The sequence below is a fragment of the Secundilactobacillus angelensis genome, from assembly GCF_012641075.1.
In the GTDB taxonomy this organism is placed as follows: Bacteria; Bacillota; Bacilli; order Lactobacillales; family Lactobacillaceae; genus Secundilactobacillus; species Secundilactobacillus angelensis.
This window is the reverse complement of record NZ_JAAXLJ010000093.1, coordinates 1-331: the sequence shown is the minus strand read 5'-3', so window position 1 is coordinate 331 and position 331 is coordinate 1. Positions and strand designations below refer to the sequence as shown.

The window sequence follows — 331 nt, the reverse complement described above, 5'->3', positions numbered from 1 at the left end:
TTATAAATTGAAGCGGTGCTCAGGTTAAAAGCTGTCGCAATCGCTTCTGGTGACCAAGTTAAACGTAGGTGGTTGGTAATTAAAATTGTCAATGATGGCGTTAGAATTGAATGGCGACCACAAGCCCGCCTTTTATGATCTGCGTCTTGTTGCGCTAATTCGGGATCATAGGGTTTGACCCGATCTAATTCATAGCTAATAGTTGATTTGGCAACGCCTAAGGCGTCAGCCATATCTTGGTAAGTATGATGGCCTTCACTGACCAGTTGAGCTAGCGCACCACGTTGAAAACGTGATAAAGTAGAAGTACCCAAAGTAATCACTCCTTATA

Annotated in this window: 1 pseudogene; it reads right to left on the bottom strand. The window is 43.2% G+C overall.

Annotated elements, in window-relative coordinates:
• A pseudogene (locus HC026_RS12505) lies at positions 1-314 on the bottom strand (helix-turn-helix domain-containing protein); the annotation flags it as partial.
• Between the last annotated feature and the right edge of the window lie 17 nt (positions 315-331).